Source organism: Amedibacillus sp. YH-ame10 (genome assembly GCF_053848885.1).
The window spans coordinates 1-23,797 of the sequence record NZ_JBSPFA010000033.1 but is presented as its reverse complement, the minus strand read 5'-3'; the positions used below and the strand labels follow the sequence as shown (position 1 = coordinate 23,797).

At 35.4% G+C, this 23,797-nt stretch carries 23 protein-coding genes, 1 other RNA gene and 1 other annotated feature; of the genes, 1 reads left to right on the top strand and 23 read right to left on the bottom strand.

Annotation, left to right across the window (positions count from 1 at the left end):
* Positions 1-22: 22 nt before the first annotated feature.
* From spo0A to ACWG42_RS12540, 16 genes are all read right to left on the bottom strand, one after another.
* Positions 23-856: a sporulation transcription factor Spo0A gene (gene spo0A / locus ACWG42_RS12615; RefSeq protein WP_455792831.1), complete on the bottom strand. Its 834-nt coding sequence runs from the start codon at positions 854-856 to the stop codon at positions 23-25.
* 180 nt (positions 857-1,036) lie between these two features.
* Positions 1,037-2,038: a SpoIVB peptidase gene (gene spoIVB / locus ACWG42_RS12610; protein ID WP_455792829.1), complete on the bottom strand. Its 1,002-nt coding sequence runs from the start codon at positions 2,036-2,038 to the stop codon at positions 1,037-1,039.
* Between the two features lie 62 nt (positions 2,039-2,100).
* On the bottom strand, positions 2,101-3,756 hold the full coding sequence (gene recN / locus ACWG42_RS12605) for a DNA repair protein RecN (RefSeq protein ID WP_455792828.1): 1,656 nt from the start codon (positions 3,754-3,756) through the stop codon (positions 2,101-2,103).
* A 4-nt stretch (positions 3,757-3,760) separates the two neighbouring features.
* A complete protein-coding gene (locus tag ACWG42_RS12600) occupies positions 3,761-4,540 on the bottom strand; it encodes a TlyA family RNA methyltransferase (protein WP_455792827.1) in 780 nt (259 codons plus the stop codon).
* A 7-nt stretch (positions 4,541-4,547) separates the two neighbouring features.
* Entirely contained in the window at positions 4,548-6,413 is a 1,866-nt protein-coding gene (dxs, locus tag ACWG42_RS12595; RefSeq protein ID WP_455792826.1) for a 1-deoxy-D-xylulose-5-phosphate synthase, read from the bottom strand.
* Positions 6,414-6,432: 19 nt separating this feature from the next.
* Positions 6,433-7,275, bottom strand: a complete 843-nt coding sequence (locus ACWG42_RS12590) for a polyprenyl synthetase family protein (RefSeq protein ID WP_455792825.1) — start codon at positions 7,273-7,275, stop codon at positions 6,433-6,435.
* On the bottom strand, positions 7,268-7,480 hold the full coding sequence (gene xseB / locus ACWG42_RS12585; RefSeq protein ID WP_455792823.1) for an exodeoxyribonuclease VII small subunit: 213 nt from the start codon (positions 7,478-7,480) through the stop codon (positions 7,268-7,270). The genes ACWG42_RS12590 and xseB overlap by 8 nt, the downstream gene beginning before the upstream one ends.
* Positions 7,480-8,808 carry an exodeoxyribonuclease VII large subunit gene (gene xseA, locus ACWG42_RS12580; protein ID WP_455792821.1) on the bottom strand — a complete coding sequence of 443 codons (1,329 nt, stop codon included), beginning with the start codon at positions 8,806-8,808 and terminating at the stop codon, positions 7,480-7,482. The genes xseB and xseA overlap by 1 nt, the downstream gene beginning before the upstream one ends.
* Positions 8,805-9,185, bottom strand: a complete 381-nt coding sequence (gene nusB, locus ACWG42_RS12575) for a transcription antitermination factor NusB (protein WP_455792820.1) — start codon at positions 9,183-9,185, stop codon at positions 8,805-8,807. The genes xseA and nusB overlap by 4 nt, the downstream gene beginning before the upstream one ends.
* A 22-nt stretch (positions 9,186-9,207) precedes the next feature.
* Entirely contained in the window at positions 9,208-10,146 is a 939-nt protein-coding gene (locus tag ACWG42_RS12570; protein WP_455792818.1) for a 5'-nucleotidase, read from the bottom strand.
* A gap of 55 nt (positions 10,147-10,201) precedes the next feature.
* Positions 10,202-10,531 (bottom strand): Asp23/Gls24 family envelope stress response protein, encoded by a 330-nt coding sequence (locus ACWG42_RS12565; protein ID WP_455792817.1) that lies wholly within the window; start codon positions 10,529-10,531, stop codon positions 10,202-10,204.
* Between the two features lie 43 nt (positions 10,532-10,574).
* The gene (locus tag ACWG42_RS12560; protein WP_455792815.1) at positions 10,575-11,111 is read right to left on the bottom strand and encodes a SpoIIIAH-like family protein; all 537 of its coding nucleotides are present in this window, start codon (positions 11,109-11,111) and stop codon (positions 10,575-10,577) included.
* A gap of 55 nt (positions 11,112-11,166) precedes the next feature.
* On the bottom strand, positions 11,167-12,543 hold the full coding sequence (locus ACWG42_RS12555) for a GTP pyrophosphokinase (RefSeq protein WP_455792814.1): 1,377 nt from the start codon (positions 12,541-12,543) through the stop codon (positions 11,167-11,169).
* Entirely contained in the window at positions 12,534-13,478 is a 945-nt protein-coding gene (locus tag ACWG42_RS12550; RefSeq protein ID WP_455792812.1) for a bifunctional riboflavin kinase/FAD synthetase, read from the bottom strand. The genes ACWG42_RS12555 and ACWG42_RS12550 overlap by 10 nt, the downstream gene beginning before the upstream one ends.
* Positions 13,479-13,486: 8 nt before the next feature.
* Positions 13,487-14,317: a tRNA pseudouridine(55) synthase TruB gene (gene truB / locus ACWG42_RS12545; protein ID WP_455792811.1), complete on the bottom strand. Its 831-nt coding sequence runs from the start codon at positions 14,315-14,317 to the stop codon at positions 13,487-13,489.
* 173 nt (positions 14,318-14,490) lie between these two features.
* Entirely contained in the window at positions 14,491-15,345 is an 855-nt protein-coding gene (locus ACWG42_RS12540; protein WP_455792810.1) for a hypothetical protein, read from the bottom strand.
* A 238-nt stretch (positions 15,346-15,583) separates the two neighbouring features.
* Between ACWG42_RS12540 and ACWG42_RS12535 the strand changes: the two genes are divergently transcribed.
* Entirely contained in the window at positions 15,584-16,324 is a 741-nt protein-coding gene (locus ACWG42_RS12535) for a tRNA 2-thiocytidine biosynthesis TtcA family protein (RefSeq protein ID WP_455792808.1), read from the top strand.
* A gap of 47 nt (positions 16,325-16,371) precedes the next feature.
* Here the strand turns inward: ACWG42_RS12535 and ACWG42_RS12530 are convergent, their stop codons facing one another.
* From ACWG42_RS12530 to ACWG42_RS12500, 7 genes are all read right to left on the bottom strand, one after another.
* Positions 16,372-16,950 carry a hydrolase gene (locus tag ACWG42_RS12530; RefSeq protein ID WP_455792807.1) on the bottom strand — a complete coding sequence of 193 codons (579 nt, stop codon included), beginning with the start codon at positions 16,948-16,950 and terminating at the stop codon, positions 16,372-16,374.
* An 87-nt stretch (positions 16,951-17,037) separates the two neighbouring features.
* Positions 17,038-17,192: non-coding RNA, 6S RNA (ssrS, locus tag ACWG42_RS12525), on the bottom strand.
* Positions 17,193-17,307: 115 nt separating this feature from the next.
* The gene (gene aspS / locus ACWG42_RS12520) at positions 17,308-19,056 is read right to left on the bottom strand and encodes an aspartate--tRNA ligase (RefSeq protein WP_455792806.1); all 1,749 of its coding nucleotides are present in this window, start codon (positions 19,054-19,056) and stop codon (positions 17,308-17,310) included.
* The gene (gene hisS, locus ACWG42_RS12515; protein ID WP_455792805.1) at positions 19,049-20,371 is read right to left on the bottom strand and encodes a histidine--tRNA ligase; all 1,323 of its coding nucleotides are present in this window, start codon (positions 20,369-20,371) and stop codon (positions 19,049-19,051) included. The genes aspS and hisS overlap by 8 nt, the downstream gene beginning before the upstream one ends.
* 38 nt (positions 20,372-20,409) lie before the next feature.
* Positions 20,410-20,608: a binding site (T-box leader), on the bottom strand.
* A gap of 47 nt (positions 20,609-20,655) precedes the next feature.
* Positions 20,656-21,621, bottom strand: coding sequence for an ATP-binding cassette domain-containing protein (locus ACWG42_RS12510; protein ID WP_455792803.1), 966 nt, complete (start codon positions 21,619-21,621; stop codon positions 20,656-20,658).
* The gene (locus ACWG42_RS12505; protein WP_455792801.1) at positions 21,600-22,928 is read right to left on the bottom strand and encodes a hypothetical protein; all 1,329 of its coding nucleotides are present in this window, start codon (positions 22,926-22,928) and stop codon (positions 21,600-21,602) included. Before ACWG42_RS12505 ends, ACWG42_RS12510 begins: the two co-directional genes overlap by 22 nt.
* A 97-nt stretch (positions 22,929-23,025) precedes the next feature.
* Positions 23,026-23,613: a helix-turn-helix domain-containing protein gene (locus ACWG42_RS12500; RefSeq protein WP_455792799.1), complete on the bottom strand. Its 588-nt coding sequence runs from the start codon at positions 23,611-23,613 to the stop codon at positions 23,026-23,028.
* Positions 23,614-23,797 lie beyond the last annotated feature (184 nt).

Sequence of the window (23,797 nt, the reverse complement as noted above, 5' to 3'; positions counted from 1 at the left end):
TAAAGGAAATTGTATAAAATTACTAGCGATATGTTTTGATCGCTTGTACTTTATTTTTTAATCTATGTTCTAAACGAAGCTTATCAGAAATCATCGCAATGAATTCTGAATTGGTTGGTTTTGCTTTACTCGCTGAAATTGTATAACCAAAAATATCATCGATAGCATCGATGTTCCCCCGGTTCCACGCAACCTCAATCGCATGACGTATGGCACGTTCCACCCTGGAAGCTGTAGTCGCGTATTTCTTTGCGATTTCTGGATATAATACTTTGGTTATTTGGCCTAAGAAATCAACATTGATATACGTTTCTAAGATAGCCGTTCTTAAATACATATATCCTTTGATATGAGCTGGAATACCTATTTCATGTAACAATTCTGTAATTTCACTTTCTAATTCTAGTTTTGCTAAACGTTTCTTTTCATCATCATTTAAGTTCACACTCATGGTATTTACATTTGAATTCTCGCGATGTGTAAATCCAACGATGAAATTCAACCGATCAATCAAATGATGAATCTCGAAAGGTTTCATCAATATGTAGTCAACCTTATAGTTCTGAATGGAGCCAACAATCAGATCGTTCACAAAAGGTGTCGTACAGATGATATGATCTACGGTGATGTTATTTTTTTTCAAATCTTGTAATACACTCATACCATCCTTCTTTGGCATGATAAGATCTAGAATCAAAATGTCCATCTGTTTTCCATGCAATTCCATAATACACTGTTCACCATTTGTTGCACTACCAACGACTTGATAGTTGTCACTTTTAGCAAACGTCTCCTTCATACTATGGATCATTTCCAAACTGTCATCTACTACATAAACTCTTAACTTGTTATTCATATTTTCTCTTTCCTCCTCTTTACAATTATACAAATGCAGATTGCATAATTACAGTAAATTTGTCGAAAGAGCGACGCTTTTTAACAAATTATTCCAATTACAAAAAAAGAGCGACTTTTTACGTCGTTCTTTGGGCTACTTTTGATTACATTTGGTCGAAAAAGGTCGAATTTACTATTTTTATTTCAAGGATCTAGAAGTATCTAGCATCCATTCAATATATACCCCATATCCATTAATCGGATGTGATGTCACAACATGTGTGACTGCCCCAATGATTTTTCCGTTTTGAACGATAGGTGAACCGCTCATTCCTTGGATAATTCCATTGGTTGCCTCTAACAATCGTTGATCACTAACTTCAAATTCAATCCCCTTTATGGAAGATTGGCTCTGTTTGTTTAATTTCGTTATATTGATATCATAAGAATCAATACGTTCTCCATTTAAGACCGTATATAGTTTTGCAGGACCTACTTGTATTTCATCTTGTTTCGCCCAAGGCAATGCTACTGCGTTGGTTGGAAGAGAATCGTAGGTTCCATAGATTCCAATCTCACTATTCAATAACACATCGCCTAACGCTTGGGTATAGTCGATTTGCGCATGTTTTTCTCCTGGTACATTATCTTGCGCTTTTTGTATAGATTTTACCTGAGCAGGATAGATTGTGCCAATATGAACATCTGCAATTTGTTTTATATCGCTATCATAAATCTCATGACCTAAAGAACCAAAGGTGTGCGAGAGTGGATCATAATATGTCATAGTTCCTACTCCAGCAATTTTGTCCTTGATATATAAACCCGACTTATAAGATGAACTAGCCTTATCGAATACACTTATCAACACGCTATCCATTTCTTCTTGATTACGTTTGATTCGTATGGGAATCTCATTGACACCGTCTTGATACTTGTTCAATTGAGCGTACAAATCATCCATAGAATGTATACGTGTGCCATTGATGCTTACTATGATATCATGTGGTTTTAGTTGTGTTGATGGATCATAGGATTTTCCATCCACTTCGAAACGATAGGTCCCGCTGACCATAACCCCATCATATGTCACTTCAATACCAATGCTATCTCCACCTAAGATCAAATCATCTGCCGCCAATATACTTAAGGGGCCACTACAAAATAAACAAAGTAAGAAAACCATAATCTTCTTACGCATGGCACCACCTCCTAAAAGGTAGTCTGCCACAAAGCATATGTACTCACATAAGAAATAATTACCTATCCTTTTTGAGCATTCATATAAAGCTCTTTTGCGGCCTCCATTGCGGAAGTTGACATAGAATTATTGGAAATCATTGCCAATTGTGCAATTCTTTCTTCTTCGTTCAATTCTCGAATCTTCGTATTTGTTGTATTCTCTTGTTGTAGTTTCTCTACGATGTAGTGATGTTGTGCACAAGCTGCAACACTGGCTAGATGTGTCACACAGAACACTTGGGTTTGATTCGCAAGTTCTTTCATCTTGCGACCAACACTAAACGCCACACTTCCACTCACTCCAGTATCAATCTCATCGAAAATAATCGTCTCAATCTTTTGCAAGGACGTAAACACCGTTTTTAGCCCCAACATGAAGCGAGATAACTCCCCGCCACTTGCTGTTGTGCTCAATGGTTTTAGTGGCTCTCCAGGGTTCATAGAGATTAAAAACGCAACATTGTCTATTCCACTCGCATTCCCTTCCATTGTTTCTAAGACAACTTCAAAACGTGCATGAGGCAGTTGTAAATCCTTTAATTCTTCCAATATTTTCTGTTCCAACTCTTTTGCCTTCGTACTACGAATTTCATGAAGTTCATTTGCCACTAGCAAATATTGTTTCTTCGCTTCCTCACGAAGCGCTTCTTGTTTTGTAATAAAATCTTGACGATGCAAAATCATATCAATCTTTTGATTCAATTCTTCACGTTTCACTTGCAACGCTTGTACATTAGGTCCATATTTTCGATATATCTTATGAATACACGAAATGCGTTCTTGTAACTCATGAAAGTGTACTTCATCGTAATCAAAATCATCCATGTAATCCTTTAACTCATGAACCACTTCTTCCACCTGATAATACGCTTCTTGAAGTTTCTCTTTGACTTTTTCAAAAAAATCATCTTCATGAATACTGCCAATTTCACGACAAGCTTCATAAAGTGATGCACTCCCTTTATGTTCATCTTCCAACAATTCCAAAGAGGAAGCTACTTTACTTGATATCTTTTCAAACGCCATTAAGCGTTTGCTTTCTTCTTCACACTCTTCTAATTCATGTTCTTTTATATCTGCTTCATCAATTTCATTTAATTGAAAGGTTAAAAATTCAAGATCATCTTCATTATAATCCTCATGTAAAGCAGATTCTAATTTATCATGAATCTTTTTATATGCTTGATATTGTGTTTTTACTCGTTGGCATAAATCTTCCACATTACAAAAATTATCTAATAGTGTAATGTGGTACTTGGTATTTAGAAGGTATTGTGTATCGTGTTGAGAATGTATATCCACAAGAGTAGATACAACATCCTTTAAAAAGGATACATTTACAATACGTTGATTGATACGTGCAACGCTCTTTCCTTCTCTTCCAAACTCACGACTAGCAACAAACATGAAGTCTTCTACGTCATATCCTGCTTCTTGTAGTAAAGTGTATGCTGGATGATGTTCTTCCACTTCAAAAACACCTTCGATGAAGGCTTTTTCTTTTCCTTCTTTGATCATAGAAGTATTGATACGTTCCCCTTTTAAAACTCCAATGGCATCCATCAACAAAGACTTACCAGCACCAGTTTCTCCAGTAAAAGCTGACATTTGCGTATCAAAATTCAAACAAAGTTCATCAATCAACACAAAATCTTTCACATACATTTCTTTTAGCATAACATCACCTCTTTGTATGATATTCTTTTATGATTTGTTTAAGAGGAAACGCCTTGTGACATTCTTCCTCTTTGATATGTACTACAAACTCTTTATTTCCATCGCGTCCCAATAAAGAACTAGCTTTTACATGATGCACATAAACGCCAAGTGTTTCTATATAAGAAATGATATCATTTAATACTTGAAGATGTACCTTTTCATTTTTAATAACCCCATGCTTGCCAATATATTCTTTCCCCGCTTCAAACTGTGGTTTCACAAGTACAACGAGTTCTTTTTTTGATAACACAGATAATAAGGCTGGTAAAATACATTTAATGGATATAAACGATACATCCATACAAGCAAAATTTGGTAAAGGCGAAAACATCTCTTTTGTTAAATAGCGACAATTCACACCTTCCATATTGATTACACGTGGATTACCCTTTAAGGCTTCCAGTAGTTGATCTTTTCCTACATCTACTGCATATACTAACTTTGCACCTTGTTTTAAACACACATCACTAAAACCACCCGTACTCGCACCAACATCAATACAAATACGATCTTTTAAATCTATTTCAAAATCCTCTAACACATCATACAGTTTAAAACCTGCTCTTGATGCCAAAGAAAGTTCTTCTTCAATAACACGAACACAATCTTCTTCATCCACATAATAACTGTTCTTTTGAATCACTTTATCATTCACATACACGCGTTGTTGTTGGATGGCATCTTGTGCACGCGCTCGAGTTGTACAATATTCATGTTGTACTAGATATTGATCTAATCGCATACAATTCCTACTTCAACAATGAATGAAGCTCTTCAAATAAGGACGTGATATCAATCTGTTCAAGTTTTCGTAGTTGAGGAACACTACCATGTTCTACAAAATGATCCCCAATCCCCATACGTATACATGATGTATTAAGTTGGTGATCATTGAAGTATTCTAGAATCGCAGAAGACAAGCCACCTGCCATCATATCTGTCTCATAGATTAAGATTGGTTTTTTACTATGATAAAGTTCTTCTAACATCGCTTCATCAATCGGTTTAAAGAAACGTGCATTTACAACTCGTAAATTCACTCCATTTACACCTGCTTTAGAAATCACCTTATCAACATCACTACCATATGTAATTACAATTGCATCGTAATCCTCTTGTGAACACCAGCTTGTCCAACTTCCAATTGGTAAGGCTTCATAAGTTGGAACTTTCCCATATGGAATGCTTCCTCTAGGATAACGAAGGGCAAATGGCTGTGTGTTTTGTGAAAATGCAGTATACAACATGTTTTGTGCTTCTAGACTATCTTTGGGTTGTGCAAGTATCATATTAGGAATAGAGCGCAACATCGCAATATCAAATACTCCATGATGGGTTTCTCCATCCTCTCCAACAAGACCACAACGATCGATTCCAATCACAACCGGAAGCTCCATCCGGGCTACATCATGATTGATTTGATCATATGCTCTTTGAAGGAAACTAGAGTACACAGAAATAAAGGGTCTTTTTCCTGATACCGCTAGCCCTGCCGCAAATGTCATGGCATGTTCTTCCGCAATCCCACAATCAAAAGAACGCTGTGGTAATTCCTGGAAGAATTTATCTAATTTGGATCCACCTTTCATTGCTGGTGTAATCGCAACTATATCTTCATTTTGTTTCGCTAGATCAAGTAAGGTTTCAGAAATGACTTCACTCCAATTCAAATGTCCTGCTGGTAATTTTGATAATGTTTGTCCAGTTTCTGGATCAAATTGAGAAACTCCATGCCATTTCCCTTCACTATCATCTTCTGCATAGCGATACCCTTTTCCTTTTTTTGTCATCACATGAACCACAATTGGTCCTTCATGATGTTTTGCGATATTTAACACTTTTACCAAAGATTTAATATCATGCCCATCCACTGGTCCAATATAATCCAAATTAAAATCACCAAAAATAGAAGTATCTACTACATTTTCCTTAACTGCATTTTTCATATTTGTCATGGTCTTTAATACACTATTCCCAAGCTTCGTGGTGGAAAGTGAACTCTTTAAGTCATCTTTTAGGGTATTGTATGGTTTACTCATACGAAGCTTTGTGAATGTTTCATCCATCGCACCAACATTTTTTGATATAGACATATTATTATCATTAAAAATAATGACCATGTTGCGTTGTTCACTACCAATTTGATTCAACGCCTCAATTGCCATACCTCCACTCAACGCACCATCCCCAATCACGGGTAATACTTGATAGGTATCATGATTCAAATCACGCGCTACTGCCATACCCAAAGCCGCAGATAATGAGGTAGAAGAATGCCCTGCCTCCCAAACGTCGTGTTCACTTTCTTTGCGTTTTTGAAAACCAGCAATCCCTTTGTATTGGCGAAGCGTTGAAAACTGTCCAGCTCTTCCTGTTAAAATTTTATGTACATAAGACTGATGTCCTACATCAAATAGAAAGCGATCCTTTGGTGAATCAAAGACATAATGCAACGCAATCGTTAATTCAACAATACCAAGATTACTTGATAGATGTCCTCCTGTTTTTGCGATACTTTGCACCAAGAAAAGACGAATTTGTTGAGACAAATCCGCTAATTGCGCAAAGGACAGGTCTTTTATATCTTGTGGTTCTTTTATATCATAAAGATTCATCCAAATACCTCCAGCCTATTTAGTACTTACGTTTTGTTAATTCATCAAATACAGCTTCCATTGCCTCTGTATCAATGGACAAACGACGTAACCATTCCCATGCTTTTTGATAGTAGAACTGTGCCTTTTCTTTTGCCGCGTCAATTCCCATCAAAGTGACATATGTGCTTTTTTGATTACTTTCATCACTGTTTACATTTTTACCTAATACTTCTACACTACTTGTTACATCCAATACATCATCCTGTATTTGAAAAGACAAGCCAATATAATGTCCAACTTCTTTCCAAATCTCTATATCTTCTTTTCTATGCGCAATAATGGCAGCACATATCAACGGTAAAGTAATAAGTTTACCTGTCTTATAAAAATGAATTTTTTCAAGTTCTTCTACTGTAATATTAGGGTTTGCTTCTCCTTCTAGATCAAGGATTTGTCCATACACCATACCATTGGCACCACTATAATCAGATAAATAATCAATCATCAAACTAGACATTGTACTATCTTCACAAGATTTCAGTGCTTCTTTAAATGCGTTGGTAAGCAGTGCATCTCCCGCAAGTATCGCAACACCTTCCCCATACTTCACATGACAAGTAGGTTTCCCTCTGCGCAAAGTATCATTATCCATGGCAGGAAGATCATCATGAATCAGTGAGTACGTATGAATCATTTCAATCGCAGCACCTGCACCAAGTCCTTTTTCTTCACACACCTGATATGCATTTAAAGCCGCGAATAAAAGTTTTGGTCGTATTCTTTTCCCACCAGCCATCAAGGAATACTCCATCGCATCTTTTACCTTGCTATTTGGCAAATCTTGTAATGTTTGTCTCAAATATTGTTCAAAATCAAGCATTCTTAGGATCCTCCTGATAGGTATCTAATAAATCCTGTACTTTATTTTCAAAATTCTTCAATTGGGAATCACAACTATTCACTAATTGTAAACCTTCTTCAAATAATTGAATTGCTTCTTCTAATTCGATATCGTTCTTTTCTAGTACTTCAATAATTTCTTCAAGACGACTCATAGATTTACGAAAAGGTACTTTCTCACTCATTATAATGCCTCCTTTTTTAAAACATCTGCGATGACATAGCCATCTTGCAAACGGATTTTTAATTCTTCTTGTTCATTGACATCTTCAATACTTTTTATAATGTGACCTTCTTGATAACTTATATGATATCCTCTTTTTAAAATCTGCAAAGGACTATAGGCATCTAACAAGGTAATTTGTTCTTTCATTTGGCGTTGTGCCTGTTTTGTAAACTGTTCCATACGAAACTTCAAGTTGGTATGTCTTTCATCCAATTGTCCTTGGTTGAAAGCACGTATTTTAACGGATTGCATCGCCAATTTATGAGATGCCTTATGCAAAGAAGCTGCCATTTGCTTCACTTGGGTATCTACGATACCCAGTTCTTTCACATGCATTGCCAATGTCATTTGTTGTTGCACAATGTAGGAAAGTGGATCTTTTAAATAGCGATATTGTTTCACTCGTAAAAGTTGTTGTTTTCGTTCCATCAATAGCGTTTGCATACGTTGTTGTAAACGTTTTGCATGTATTTGTACTGCTTGTTTTACTTCGTTAATATCTGGGGTGATCAATTCTGCAGCAGCTGTTGGTGTCGCTCCTCGAGCATCACTTACATAATCTACTAAAGTTGTATCAGTTTCATGACCTACTCCAGTTACAATGACACTTTTCATCGCAAAGATACAACGAGCCAAACTTTCTTCATTAAAACACCACAAATCTTCAATTGCTCCTCCACCTCTTACTAGTAGAATCACATCGTGCTGTTGTGCATCCGCATGTTCTAATTGCTTTATGATGGCAGACGTCGCTTGTACGCCCTGTACCAACGTTGGGTATACACAAACATCCGCCAATGGCCAACGTCGTGCAATCGTTGTTAAAATATCCTGAATGGCTGCACCAGTCTTAGCACTTAGCACACCAATACGCATCGGATACATTGGTAACTCTTTTTTATGACTTGGATCAAACAAACCCTCTTTAGAGAGCTTTTCTTTCACTTGCTCCAACTTTAAAAACAAATCTCCTAACCCATCCGCTTGTACAGCAGTAACATACAACTGTACACTTCCTCCAGCCTCATACATAGAAACCGAAGCATTCACAATGACCTTCATACCCTCTTTTAAAAGAATACTAGAGCGCGATGCATAAGAAGCAAACATCACACAAGATATCTTTGCTTTCGCATCTTTAAGGGTAAAATACCAATGTCCACTGCGATGATTCGTAAAATTTGAAACTTCGCCTTTGATTAAGATAGAACGTAAGTTGAAATCATTGTCTAAGCTTTCTTTGATATAGTGTACTAAGGTAGCAACACTATACATACCTTGACTCATAGTTGGTCCAATACCCCATTGATCAATCGATAAGTTTCTTCATCACAGAATTTCTTCGCTAACGTGATAGCCTCATCAATGACAATAGCTTTTGGCGCAGTTTCTAAATCCAACTCACAACAAGCCATTAACAAAATCGCTTTTTCTACATACCCAAGTCGTTCAAACGTCCAATCATCTCGTAAATTTGAGTCAATCTTTTCAATATATGTATCTTCATATTTGATAGCGTCCAATGTAACAGTATACAAAAAAGGATCTATTTCATTGGTTTCACTGTTATCAAATACACATTGTTTAATATCTTTTCCAAGTAGGAAGTGCTGATATAATGAAGTCATCGCAATTTCCCGTAGTTTATGTCTGCTTAATGCCATAAATATCCTCCATTCATCTCTTCTATTTTACCATAAAAGAGTTTGTTTTTTTATTTTGATCCTTGTTTTTATAAGGAACTTGTGCGCTTGGCACCACTTCACTTGCTGGTAAAGCATGCGTCGCTTGATCATCAAAGAAGATATGAGGATGAAATGCCTTCAACACATCCTTCTTTGTAATGCCTCCTAGAAAGAAAGCTTCATCAATCCGTACATTCCATGCCCGAAGTGTACGAATGACACGTTCATGCGCTGGCGCATTACGTGCCGTCACTAACGCTGTACGTATTGGCGAATGATTTCCATCAAACGCTTCTTGTAAATCCGAAATCGTCTTTAGAAACTTTGCAAATGGTCCTGCAGATAAATTGTTTCTAGCATTTACTTTTTCATTCTTTACAAACGCTTCTAAACCTTGTTCCTGAAAAATCTTCTCAGAATCATCTGAAAATAAAACAGCATCTCCATCAAACGCAATACGTATTTGATCGATATCCGCAAATGCATCATACCCACCAATCGTATTTGTATATATGCGCCCTGAAGCAAATCCACTGTTAATCGCAAGTTCTACATCATCTTCATTTGCGGATAGAAACAAATCCACTTGAAACGCCTCTAGGTAATTGGAAAGAGTTGCTCCACCACTCAACACTGCTCTTGAGATATCCAAACCATAATGTTCAATGGAATGAAAGATACGCAAACTTGTATCCGCACTATTACGTGACATAATAATAACTTCTACTAAGCGATCGGTACTCAGTTCATTTAATTTCAACAAGGCCTTTACTAACGCAAATCCACTTCCTGGTTTTAACACATCGTCTTCATGTTCTAACTGATATTTCGAATAGGCCTCTAAACCTTGTTCCTCATATATCTTATTTTCTTCATCTAGATCAAATAATGCTCTAGAAGATATTCCAATCATCAAGTAATCCTTGATATCAACACCCATTCTCAACACCTACTTTCCATAGTATATGAAAAAAAGAAACCCCTAAGGATTTCTTTTAAAATATAAAGCCTACCACGCGGATATCAATAACATCTGGAGTATATCCGGTCATATGTTCAATATTTTCAAAGATCTTGCCCTGTACTTTGTTGCATACGTCATTTACATTTGCCGTATATTTTACTTTCACATCAGCATTTAAGATTAGCTGATCGTTTTGAATCTTGCATGTAATTGCATACTTAAACGGAGTTGCATTTTCCGCTAATTTTAGATTCTCATCTTCTTCAATTACGTTCTTCGCAATTGTTTGAAACGCTGATTTATTTAACGCAATTAAACCAACATTATTTTTTTCTTTCAGTGCTATATATTCCTGAGCCATTTTTATCACTCGCCTTCTACTGCTATTATATCAAATTCCCTCATTATTTAAAAGTAACTTCGATTAAATATTTGTTATTTGTAACAGAACTAGTCTTCATCAGTATAGCTTTTGCCACTTTACTATCATCTTTCTGCTCAAAAACATTCACTATACAAGTAGAATCACTAATTTCTACAGCTGTTTTATAACCATCCTTCGCAAGCGCATCCACCACTGTTTTCTGTAAGGTTTGTTGAGCCTTTAAGGTATCTATCTTAGATAATGCATCCTTCTTTGCTGTTTCATCTGATGTATCATTTGCGACTACTTCATTGTTTTTGTTAATTTCTACTTCTTTTTTCTGATCAATGCTTTCTTGAAGCTTTACAACCTCACTAGATTGTGATGTATCACTTTTCGCATCACTGTCTTTTGATGTATCTGTTTTCTTTGTAGTATCAGCTGTACTTTTGTTCTTCTTGGCGGTTTCTTCCTTCATTACAGTCTTTGTACCATCACTTGGTAGTGTCACATAATACACCGACAACATAAGGATCAAAGAAAACATAGTCAGAAATGCAAGTGCTTGTTTGTTCATAAAAAGAGTCCTCCTTGCTAACACCCTATGCAAAAAAGACTCTGATTATACCTTTTTAGTTAGAAGAAAATATCATTCGAAGACGCATCAACCATTCCTCATAATACGCACTTTGATATTGCATAAAATCCGTGTAAGAGATAACGCGTTCTTCTAATTCCTCTATAAACTTCACAAATTCTTTATTAATCGCAACCATTTTATCATCATGAATGATATCGATTTTGCTCACTTCACATAATGAATTTGCCAAGATTTTCGCACATTCCCCATGTAACAATTCCCCTTGTTCCATTGGAAGCTTCACAAAACTTGTATTTAACCAATAATTATCAACTAAATAATTCTTGATAACACTTAAAAACAATGTGAAATCTTCAAGATTGTTTCCTGGTTCAATCGCAAACAACATCTTAAAGAAAACAAACCAGTCGTAGTCTTTATTCAATACAGAAATCAAGTGCTGTCCTAAAATATGAATGAAGATATCCTGTGAAGCAAACGCACCTTCCATTTCAATTTCATTCTCAAAATCCATAGTAACAGAATTCATCTTGCGGAATGTTCGAAACAATGTTGAAATACGATCGTTATTTCCTCCATCATAGCGAATATCTTTGATGAAAATATAATGCCCTAATATCGTAGAAGTTTTCTTTAAATTCATTGTAAAACCAATGGACTCATTCATCTTCAACGCAAATAAATCATTGATTGCCTTTGATATTAACTGTTCAAAACTATTCTCTGTAATTCCCGAATCATTTTGCGCAGCTGTTTGCATTTGATCGTATATGATCTTCAATTGTCGATCCGTAATTGTTAGATTTGCTTTAATAGATGCCAATAAGTCCTTCATAAAATCATCGTATACATAATAATTTGTATTCTTATATACCAATTTATGTTCAATTTCACCCCAGAACGAATGCACTAGTGCTTTAATTTGCACTTCTACATTGATTTTTTGTCCCTCTTTTAAATAGTATCCATCAATGCGATAAATCGCAAACCCATTCTTTTGTATTTGAGGCTGTCTTGAATCACAATCCAAAAAGAAATTCGGATTGCTAGGATGACTATAAAATCCATCACTACTATTCCTTACATTTAGTTTGTCACGTAAAAAATTCAGCACATGAAATTCATCTTCGATAAAACGACATTCAATAATGAATCCAATCAAATCACTGAGATTATCCAATATCTCTTGCGCACTATCATTTTCTGCATAGAAACGATTACGTATAATTTTTTCTCGCAAGCTCTCTTTTGATTTCACACGTGAATTGATATCCACAATCATATCCTGTTGTTCTAAAAGATCCATAAGATAATCTTCAATATCATTTTCCGCTGTATGATATAGCGTATTATTTTGTTCTAACAGTTGTAATGTTTCGTCGATTGTATCAAATACTTTTAATCGCATAAAACATTCTCCTTCCTCGCCTCAATATAAGCTTTTGCAGATTCTTTATCACAATGAAGTTGTTCTACTAACGCTTCCGCATTTTGAAATTTCTTTTCTTCTCTTATAAAATGACAAAATTTAAACACAACATTTTTATTGTACAAATCACCTTCAAAATCTAATAAATGTGCTTCAATGGATGTGTTTTCTTGAAAATTATAGGTAGGATTGTGTCCAATATTTAATATAGCCGCATGCCATATTCCATCCACTTTCACACCACCTACATATACTCCTTGTTTGGGTATAACATAAAGATCTTTCAATTGAAGATTTGCTGTTGGAAATCCAAACTTTCTTCCCATCTGAGATCCTTTTTTCACATACCCGCTCATCGTATAATATCGTCCCATAAACTGAGCTGCTTTTTCTACATCTCCAAGTTCTATTAATTCCTCAATTCTTGAAGAACTAATCTTCTTGTGTTCACTACTCACTTCTTCTACTACATCAATCTGAAAGTTTGTTTGTGAGCGAAGTGTATCCACACTTCCTTGCCCTTTCGAAGCATAATGGAAATCATATCCACACACCAATGTCTTTAAATGTAATGGTTTTAAAACTCGTTCATGAAACTGTTCAACGCTTAAATTTTGCATTTCTTCTTCAAAACGTAAAATAATCCAGTTTCGTATACCTAATTGTTCTCCAATTTCAATACGTTCACGCATAGGTGTAATATGAGGAATATTATCCAAATGTTTAATAATAGTCCAAGGGTCTGGATCAAAAGTTATCAAAGAAGGTACGCTTCCATCTTCTTTTGTATGATTCAAGACTCTTTCAATTAATTTTTGATGTCCTAAATGTAACCCATCAAAATACCCAATGCAAGCCGTAATATCTTCATCAAATTGAATTGGTTGATGTAAATCAAAATAATGTATTTTCATATACTCACCTACCACAATCCACGCATACTACGAAACACGTTATGATGTTCACGTTCATAAATTGCGATTGGTTCTTCTTTATCCATAAGAACAACACGATTTTCATCCGTTTCTAAACGAATACGTTTTCCATGATAAACATCTAAAATAGGTTCATACTCCACCATCGGTAAATGATGTAGCACTTCTTTCATACCATGTAGTTGAAAGTTTCCTTTTTCAACATCTGCCAAGCTTACACAATCCTCAAGTTTGAATCTTCCTACACCTGTACGAACAAGAGAGGACATGCAACCTAAATTCCCTGTCTTACATGCGACATCCACACAAAGAGAGCGAATATAGGTACCACTACTACACGCAACTCTAAATTTCAAAGCATCCGCATCCAAAACTTCTAATTCATAGAATTCCACATCACGGAGTGGACGTTCGACTTCTTCATGAGCTCTTGCGTACTCATAAAGCTTTTTACCATTCACACGAATACTAGAAACCATTGGTGGAAGTTGTTTTTGTTTTCCTTGAAACGTATTCAACACTCCTTGTAAATTCTCAATTTTATGAACTGGCGCAGTTTCTAAAACTTCGCCTGATGTATCATCACTTAACGTTCGTTTCCCAAGTTCCATAGTTGCAACATATTCTTTATCTGTATCTTCAAGGTATGGTAAAAGCTTACAAGCCCTTCCAACAAGAACCAGTAAAACCCCAGTTGCATCTGGATCAAGTGTACCACTGTGTCCAATCTTTTTTGTATGTAAAATGCGTCGTAATCGTGCTACCACATCATGCGACGTCATCCCTGCTTCTTTATGTATCAATAATATTCCATCCATTGTATCACCGTTTATTATTATACAATAAAACACTATGATTAACCATACTAATACAAAACTTCACATAACTTAACAAAAAGAAAAAAAGCAATCCGACACGATCGCTTTTTATATGAAACGAGTTTGATTCAAACCACTATGCTCTTCTTTATTAAAGACAACGTTTTATGCATCTACTTATTTGCTTTATATTTTTTTACAAGAACAACTTCAAACACAATAATCACAAAGATGAGTAGTAACCCTATCTTCAGCTTATCCATCCACTTATCAAAAACATTATCTTTCTCTAGTTCAAAATCTGATATAACATGATATTTTTCCGGTAAGATTTCAAGAATTGAATCTGTAACTTCACCGCTTTCACTCTTTATGAATATTTGATACGAGCGAAACTCTCCATATGGATAATTCTCTATATCTTTGTGATAAACATTTTTGACGATAGAAGAGAATGTATCAAGAGTAATGTAGTCTCCAAATTCAATAAACGTGAACATTTCATCAAAATTTGGCAAATCCGATGGTTCTACAATATCTTTTGATAAAACTTGATATAGTTCAAATTCAACTTCCTTGAAAGATTTAGATGAATCCCCTATATTCAAGCGAATATCTAGCTCGCCACCTCCCGAGCCTGCCATACGATACATAACATTTGTTTTAGGCTGAGCGATGTTTAAATTTTGAAAAAAAGCTTTGTTTGCGACCTTTATATTATATGGTTTGCGTCGTTCAGAATTTTTGTAATATACAAATGCGGGTAAATCTGGATAAAATACAGTTGATACTTTTGAATCTATCGAATTATTCTTCAATAATTCTACAATTTCTTTTTCAGTAACACGCATTTCATCAAGTGTATTTTTATCTTTAGCATCCTCGGATAATACTACAATATAGTTCCCACTTTTGCGAGTGATAGAAACATCCTTAATCAATAAAAAATCATAAATTAAGAAACAGATAACACCACACAATAATAGAACAGGTAAATACAACCATAGTTTATGAATTTTCTTTTCCATAATCCCCTCCCGCTGTTCTCTCTGTATCATCGTTTCACACTAATTAAAATACGTATTAGAACAACTTTATATGGTTAGCGTATCATTTATAGAAAACGAATACAACATGAATTAAATCTTTTCTTTACATTCTGCTTTATGAATGACATTCTAAATGTATTTCATATCCTATTATTTTTCTATACATATAAAATCAATTCATGTTATAATACCAATGTTTTTAAAGAGGTGAACAAATATGAATTTACAGGCAATATTAAGAGATATCAGAAGAGCAGACCGAGATTATAACCTTATTGAAGATGGTGATCGTATTGCTGTTGGAGTAAGTGGCGGAAAAGACAGCATGGTCTTATTGACTGCTTTACATATGTATTCCAAATTTGAAGGTAAGAATTTTACAGTTGTGGGCATTCATATTAAATTAGGTTTTCCAAATATGAACTTTGATGAAGTGGACGCATTCTGCGAAAATGAAGGAATCGAATTCCATAAATTTGATTCTATTGTTTATGAAATATTAAAGAAGAATTTAGATAAGAACGGAAATTTAAAATGTAGTTTATGTTCCAAATTCAAAAAAGCAACTGTCATCGATGAAGCAAAGAAATTAAATTGTACAAAAGTTGCCTTTGGGCATCATAGTGATGACGCTGTAGAAACGCTATTGATGAATATGATTCATGGTGGTAAGATTGCAACATTCTTACCTAGAATGTATTTATCTAGAACAGATATGACCTTTATTCGCCCTCTTATTTATAGCTATGAGGAAGCCATTATCGCTGCCCAACAAAATAACGATATTCCATTTGTACAAAGCACATGTCCAAATGATGGTTATACAGAACGTCAGGATATGAAAGAATTATTACAAGATTTCTATGTGAAGTATCCCATGGCCAAGAGTAACTTCGTGCACATGTTAAGCAATCAAGAACAAATTGAATTATGGCATAAAGTAAACGAAGAAAATTAATCTATACAAAAGAAGTGCACTCCGCCAAGGAAATACACTTCTTTTCTTTATTCTTTCCCTTCTACAAAGTAGGTAGCTTCCATATCTGCAGTACTTAAAGCAAATGCGAGAGGATACATTTCAAACGCCGCCCCAACATTGCGTACTTCTTCACTTCCACTAAAGCCCATATGATATCGTATCGCAAAAGCTTCTTCACGTGACAATCGTATAAAGCCATTGATGATATAAACACTTTTCTCTCCATGACCATAAGGTAATTGATCATCAAATTCATAATATGGAACTTGTTGCCATGTTCCATTTATCTTTTGATTACGTGTACTTTCTTTATAACAATTAACTTTACAAACATCGTGTAATAAAGCGACAATAGCTACACTCTCATCGTCGTAGTTCATATGATACAATTCTTTCGCACGATCCCTCTTCAAATAATCACATAGACAATCGTATACATTCAAGCTATGTTCTAACAACCCTCCTGCATAAGCTCCATGAAATCTAGTAGAAGCTGGTGCAGTTAAAAAATCACTCTGGTTCAATAAGTAATCCAATAATTTTTCGCTTCCTTCTCGCTTTACATGTTCTTTATATAACGCGATAAATCTCTCTCTATGATCCATGCCCTACCTCCTGTATCTTTGTTAAAAGTATAGCATATGTTAAACAAAAAACAAAACAAAAAAGAAGTCGATTCATCGGCTCCTTTTTTATGTCCAAGAGTAGAGATCTTTCCCTGTAAATGCAGGTGGGTGATCTGTACGAATTTTTAGGATTCCTGCTCGTAGCAAGTATTCACACCGAATCGTAACATCCGATCTCCCTTATCTCTAAGTGTAGGAAAAATGTGTAACTCTTGGACACTTATAGTATATCATGTATATTCTAAAAGAATACTCTTGACATTTATATTTTTTTTGCTTTCTTGAAACTAACAATCATGTATAAAAATCAAGTTTATACCTAGAAAAAAAAGGAGATTAATTTTCTCCTTTAATTACGCTTAAACAAAGCTCATCGAGCTGAATTTGATCCACAGTTGATGGTGCTTCACTCATCAAATCAGATGCGCTGGCAGTTTTTGGAAATGCAATTACATCTCGTATATTATCTGTATTACTTAAAATCATAATCAAACGATCGAGTCCAATTCCTACACCGCCATGTGGAGGTGTTCCATATTTAAAGGCATCAATAAAGAATCCAAATTTTTCATATGCTTCTTCCAATGACATACCAATTGCTTCAAATACTGTTTTCTGTAATTCTTGATCATGAATTCGAATAGAACCACTTAATAACTCATATCCATTCAACACTAAGTCATATGCACGAGAATAACAATGAGAAGGATCACTCATCAATTTATCTACATCCTCTAGATTAGGGGATGTAAATGGATGATGTGCTGCTACATAGCGGTTTTCATCCTCTACATATTCAAACATTGGGAAATTCGTAACCCATAAGAAACGATAGCTTGAAGTATCTATTAAATCTAAGTCATGTCCTAATTTATTACGTAGAGCACCCATTGCCTTTTGAGCAACTTTTTTCTTATCCGCAACCATGAAGATAACATCGTTATTTTCTAAACTATAATTCTTCACTAAAGCTGCTTTTTCATCATCGCTTACTACTTTCGCAACAGATCCACTCAGCACATCTTCACTCATCTTCAAATAAGCGAGTGCTTTCGCTCCATAGATTTTTACATATTCTTGTAGTTTATCAAAATCTTTACGTGAGAACTTATCTGCACAATTCTTCGCAACCATCCCACAAATAACACCTTCACTATCCAACACGTTTTTGAACACTTGGAATTCAGTATGTTCAAATACAGCATTCATTGTTTGTAGTTCCATACCAAATCGTAAATCTGGTTTATCACTACCAAAACGAGCCATACATTCTTCATATGGTATACGAAGGAAAGAATCAAGTTCTACATCTTTCACTTCTTTGAAAATTTTCTTCATTAATCCTTCTGTTACATTCCAAATATCTTCTTCTTCAATAAAACTCATCTCGATATCGATTTGCGTAAATTCTGGTTGTCGATCCGCCCTTAAATCTTCATCACGGAAACATTTAGCAATCTGGAAATATTTCTCTAAACCACCCACCATCAACAACTGTTTATATAGCTGTGGTGATTGTGGAAGTGCATAGAATTCTCCTGGTGTCAAACGACTTGGAACTAAATAATCACGTGCTCCCTCTGGTGTCGACTTACATAAGATTGGAGTTTCAATTTCTAAAAAGCCTAAATCAGATAAATAATTACGAGTTAACATTGCGACCTTGTGACGTAACATCAAATTCTTCTGCAATACACTTCTTCTTAAATCAAGATAACGATATTTCAAACGTGTATCTTCTAAAGCATCTGTTTCATCCGCAACAATGATCGGTGTTGTTTGTGCACGGTTTACAATCGTCACTGATTCTACCTTTACTTCGATATCCCCTGTAGGAAGCTTAGGGTTTTTATCTTTACGTTCACAAACGATTCCTTTTACTTCTAAGATATATTCATTACGTACATCTTTGATTTGTTCTGCGATATGCTCATCAAATACCAATTGTGTAATTCCACTACGATCTCTTAAATCAATAAATACAAGTGCACCGAAATTTCTACGTTTTGCGACCCAACCAACTAACGTCACTTCTTTTTGTGCATCTTCGATTCTTAACTCTCCATTTTGGTGTGTTCTATTCATGTGTATTCCCTTCTCCCTGACACGTACATACATGTTCATCTTGTGCAAACATCGCATCTATCGCATCAATAATCTCTTCTATTTTTACTGTTTGTTTTACTTGGTCTTTAATCCGTTTTATATTAACAGTCCCTTGTTTGATATCATCTTCTCCAACAAACAATGCTACTTTTGCTTTTTGACGATCGACCGTTTTAAATTGGGCTTTAAAAGAACGATTCAAATAATCCATATCACAACGATACCCCGCAGAACGAAGTGCAGTTGTAATTTGCAATGCTTCATTTCTAACAGATTCATCTAGACATAAAACATAGGCATCCAATCCATCTTCTTCATTTAACACAATACCTTCAGCCTCACAAGCAATGATCAAACGCTCAATTCCCATCGCCCAACCGATTCCACTCATTCCTTCTGGTCCTCCAAAATATTCCACAAGACCATCGTAACGACCTCCTGCAAACACAGTCGATTGTGCACCCATATCTTTATTAACAGAAACAACCTCAAATACAGTGTGTGTATAATAATCCAAACCACGAACCAAACGATCGTCTACTTCATAAGGAATTCCTAATGCATCTAGACCATCCAATACTTCTTTAAAGTAAGCTTTACTTTCTTCATTTAGATAATCTTCCATTTTTGGTGCAGTTTTCATCACTTCACGTTCATGATCAACTTTACAATCCAATATACGCAATGGATTTTGTTCAAAACGACGTTTACAATCTCCACACATATGTTCAATATCTTGTTCAAAGTGTTTCTTCAATGCGCTACGATATGCATCACGTGATGCATCATCCCCTAACGTATTGATTAATACCTTCATATCTTTCAATCCAAGAGCCGTAACAAAAGACCAACCAAGAGTAATTGCTTCTACATCCAACAAAGGACTCTTTGCACCAATGACTTCTACACCAAACTGATGAAAGATACGCATTCTTCCCTTTTGTGGACGTTCATGACGACACTGTGGTCCTACATAATACATCTTCACTGGTAAATCTGCATATCCAAACATTTTATGTTCCACAAATGCTCTAGCAACACCTGCCGTACATTCTGGACGCAATGTCAAAGATGTAGAACTATTTTCTAACTGAAATGTGTACATCTCTTTATTGACCATATCACTGGAATCATTTCCTCTTTTAAACACATTGGTATGTTCAAAAATTGGGGTTCTAATTTCCTGATAATTATATACATAACAAAACTGACGAATCAATTCTTCTAAACGATGCCATTTACCAACCTCACTTGGCAGTACATCTTGTGTTCCTCTAGGTACTTGATAATTCATATTTATTTCCTCCTATAAAAGTATAAAAAAACGCCCTGTATAAGGACGTATCTATACGCGGTGCCACCTTATTTCGTTCATTGAACGCTATACTCAAGTCCATAACGCAGACATGCGATTACCCATTTCCTGATAACTCCTCAAAAGTGTCCCAAGTATATACCAAGTGAAGACTTTCAGCACAACATCTTCTCTCTATAACAAGGCATATAATCAGCTCTTTATCTATGGATTATCTATAGTTTACCTAGGTTAAAGTATTTTGTCAATAGAAAATGCGTTCTCTAGAAGCACGAAGGTTTCTTTCTCTCGCAAGATTTTCGCAAATAACTCGCTGTGATGGTATTTGAAGAATCGATCATTTCTCGTGGTGTTCCCATAAACACAATTTCTCCTCCTGCACTACCGCCATCTGGTCCTACATCAATGATATAGTCAGCTCGTTTCATAACATCTAAATTATGTTCTATCACAAGCACTGTATTTCCACGTTCCACAAAACCATCTAATACTTCCATAATTTTATGAACATCACATGTATGCAACCCTGTAGTAGGTTCATCAAGTACATAAATGTTTCCTTTTTTATCTAAGTATTTCGCTAATTTCACACGTTGTCGTTCACCACCCGATAAAGTAGATAATGATTGACCCAAAGATAAATAAGATAAACCTACTTCCATCATAGCGTGAATATGCTTATGGATTTTCTTATGTTCTTGAAAAAAAGAATATGCTTCTTCAACACGCATTTCCAAAATATCTACAATCGTTTTACCACGATATTTATAAGACATTGCTTCATCACTGTATCGTTTTCCTTCGCATGCTTCACAAACAGTTACAACGGGATCCATAAACACCAATTCCGTCAAAATTACGCCTCTTCCTTTACATACAGGACAAGCTCCTTTACTATTGAAAGAAAACAATGAAGGTGATACATGATTTTCCAACGCAAGTAGTTTGCGAATATCATCAAAGAAGCCAAGGTAAGTCGCTGGGGTAGAGCGTGATGTAGCGGTAATCGCAGATTGATCCACTAGAACCACTTGTTCTTCATACTCTTTCGCAAAAACATCACGAATCAAAGTAGACTTACCAGAACCTGCAACACCACTTATCACACATAATACATGCAAAGGAATAGACACAGAAACATCTTTCAAATTATGTAAAGAAGCATGAGTAAGCTCTAGATAGGAAGTAATCGCCCTAGGATTGTCTTTTACTTCAACATATTCACGCATGGTTTCCCTGTTAAAGTATCCGTTTTTAACAATCCTTCATAACTCCCCTGATACAGCACTTCCCCTCCATAACTTCCTGCATAAGGTCCTATATCGATTACTTCATCCGCAATGGATATAACATCTTTATCATGTTCTACCACCAACACGCTATTTCCTTTATCACGAAGACTTTGTAGTAACTTACTCATTCTATAAACATCTCGTGGATGCATTCCCGTACTAGGTTCATCAAAAATATACATCATTCCCGTTAACGAGCTTCCCATATAGCATACTAGTTTTAGTCGTTGCGCCTCTCCTCCAGATAATGATGTTGATTCACGATTCATACTTAAATACGGAAGACCAATTTCAATCAAGCGAGATAAAGAGGATAAAAGACTTTGAATGATAGATTGCGCACGATTATCGTGTATAGTTTCAAGTATATGATATAACTGTGTAAACTCCATTTCGCAAAGATCATGTATCGTGTATCCTTGTATTTGACAGGATAATGCCCTTTCATTCAAACGCTTTCCATGACAACTAGGACATGGATGAGATTGTATTAATTTCTGATAACGAAGAAGAGACGTCTCTTTTATTTCTGAAATATCTCTTTTCAGTAATGCCTTCTTTAAAAAATTGTAAATACCACCTACATCTTTATGAACTTGTTTCCCATTACGTTCATACGCTCCATACAATAACAAATTACGTTCTTGTTCACTATAATCCTTCCACTTTTTATCCGGATCAAACAAACCACTATTCACGTATGCTTTCCAATACCATTTTCCTGGATGAAATGCTGGTAAATCTAACATATCTTCATTCAAACTTTTGTTATTATCAATCACCGCAAAAATATTCACATCTATAATAGTGCCAATCCCCATACAATGTGGGCACATACCATTGGGATTGTTGAAAGAAAAATAAGAAGCTGTACCAATATAAGGAGTTGCAATCCTTGAAAACAACAAGCGCATCAATGTATACATATCACTAATTGTACCTACAGTTGAGCGAGCATTACCGCCTAACCTAGATTGATCAATAATGATGGATGCTGATAAATTCTCAATACACTCAACTCTTGGTTTTTCAAACTTAGGTAAACGTCCTCGTATGTATGCTGAATACGTCTCATTCATTTGTCGTTGGCTTTCTGCCGCAATCGTATCAAATACAATACTTGATTTCCCTGACCCCGAAACTCCTGTAAACACAACAATCTTTTCTTTCGGTATATCTAGTGTAATATTTTTTACATTGTTTTGTGTTAATCCTTGTATATGAATCTTATTTTTATCTTGCATAAATACCCTCTCCTTCTTCAATATACCCTAAAGTATAAAGCCTCCAGTAAGGGGAAAGTCAAGACACATCTCTCTATGCAATTTTAGAAAGCTTGTTTTATTTTTTTATTCTAGTCGAAAACAAACCATGCACACTACAATACGCATATACTTCGCCACTACCTGTATATGGGAAGCGTATCTCCATCGGTTGTTCTGGATATAACTTTATAAACTGCATGCGATCATATGATACAAATGCAACAAAAGAAATATAGTGTTCTTTTTCCATATCGTGTTCCATACTCACGAAGTAATCATGCTCGACAATGTTGATATCTAGTTTATGATTATCATCAACTAATCTCTCTAATGGATGTAAGGTATAACCACAACAATGCATATCCGCATACGACATTGAAGTTAGAATATTACCACATTTTGGGCATACATAAAATTGTATATTTTTTATATTTCCCTTATCTTTGCTTTTTGTCTCCAAACTTCCATTAAAAAAACAATCCATGGACACTTCAAATAGTTGTGATATTTCCTTTATCAGGGAAATATCCAGAACCCCTTTGCCACATTCCCACTTCGACACTGCCTGCTCACTTACATGTATCTTCTGTGCCAACTGCTTTTGTGTCAGATTTTGTTCTCTCCTAAGTTTTCGAATCAATTTCCCAATTCCATATACATCCATATAAATCACCTCATAACTATTCTATCTTCCTTTTGAACATAATACAAACAACGCATCGTTGAATCGAGTAGGAGATAAATAATTATTTTATTTATCGTCCTCTCACACCACCGTACGTACGGTTCCGTATACGGCGGTTCAGCATATTTTATATAGAATTGTTTCGATAGAGGGTTTCCATTGC

Coding starts and splice junctions, on each gene's coding strand:
- spo0A (WP_455792831.1), bottom strand. CDS start 856: ATGAATAACAAGTTAAGAGTTTATGTAGTAGATGACAGTTTGGAAATG.
- spoIVB (WP_455792829.1), bottom strand. CDS start 2,038: ATGCGTAAGAAGATTATGGTTTTCTTACTTTGTTTATTTTGTAGTGGC.
- recN (WP_455792828.1), bottom strand. CDS start 3,756: ATGCTAAAAGAAATGTATGTGAAAGATTTTGTGTTGATTGATGAACTT.
- ACWG42_RS12600 (WP_455792827.1), bottom strand. CDS start 4,540: ATGCGATTAGATCAATATCTAGTACAACATGAATATTGTACAACTCGA.
- dxs (WP_455792826.1), bottom strand. CDS start 6,413: ATGAATCTTTATGATATAAAAGAACCACAAGATATAAAAGACCTGTCC.
- ACWG42_RS12590 (WP_455792825.1), bottom strand. CDS start 7,275: ATGCTTGATTTTGAACAATATTTGAGACAAACATTACAAGATTTGCCA.
- xseB (WP_455792823.1), bottom strand. CDS start 7,480: ATGAGTGAGAAAGTACCTTTTCGTAAATCTATGAGTCGTCTTGAAGAA.
- xseA (WP_455792821.1), bottom strand. CDS start 8,808: ATGAGTCAAGGTATGTATAGTGTTGCTACCTTAGTACACTATATCAAA.
- nusB (WP_455792820.1), bottom strand. CDS start 9,185: ATGGCATTAAGCAGACATAAACTACGGGAAATTGCGATGACTTCATTA.
- ACWG42_RS12570 (WP_455792818.1), bottom strand. CDS start 10,146: ATGGGTGTTGATATCAAGGATTACTTGATGATTGGAATATCTTCTAGA.
- ACWG42_RS12565 (WP_455792817.1), bottom strand. CDS start 10,531: ATGGCTCAGGAATATATAGCACTGAAAGAAAAAAATAATGTTGGTTTA.
- ACWG42_RS12560 (WP_455792815.1), bottom strand. CDS start 11,111: ATGAACAAACAAGCACTTGCATTTCTGACTATGTTTTCTTTGATCCTT.
- ACWG42_RS12555 (WP_455792814.1), bottom strand. CDS start 12,543: ATGCGATTAAAAGTATTTGATACAATCGACGAAACATTACAACTGTTA.
- ACWG42_RS12550 (WP_455792812.1), bottom strand. CDS start 13,478: ATGAAAATACATTATTTTGATTTACATCAACCAATTCAATTTGATGAA.
- truB (WP_455792811.1), bottom strand. CDS start 14,317: ATGGATGGAATATTATTGATACATAAAGAAGCAGGGATGACGTCGCAT.
- ACWG42_RS12540 (WP_455792810.1), bottom strand. CDS start 15,345: ATGGAAAAGAAAATTCATAAACTATGGTTGTATTTACCTGTTCTATTA.
- ACWG42_RS12535 (WP_455792808.1), top strand. CDS start 15,584: ATGAATTTACAGGCAATATTAAGAGATATCAGAAGAGCAGACCGAGAT.
- ACWG42_RS12530 (WP_455792807.1), bottom strand. CDS start 16,950: ATGGATCATAGAGAGAGATTTATCGCGTTATATAAAGAACATGTAAAG.
- aspS (WP_455792806.1), bottom strand. CDS start 19,056: ATGAATAGAACACACCAAAATGGAGAGTTAAGAATCGAAGATGCACAA.
- hisS (WP_455792805.1), bottom strand. CDS start 20,371: ATGAATTATCAAGTACCTAGAGGAACACAAGATGTACTGCCAAGTGAG.
- ACWG42_RS12510 (WP_455792803.1), bottom strand. CDS start 21,621: ATGCGTGAATATGTTGAAGTAAAAGACAATCCTAGGGCGATTACTTCC.
- ACWG42_RS12505 (WP_455792801.1), bottom strand. CDS start 22,928: ATGCAAGATAAAAATAAGATTCATATACAAGGATTAACACAAAACAAT.
- ACWG42_RS12500 (WP_455792799.1), bottom strand. CDS start 23,613: ATGGATGTATATGGAATTGGGAAATTGATTCGAAAACTTAGGAGAGAA.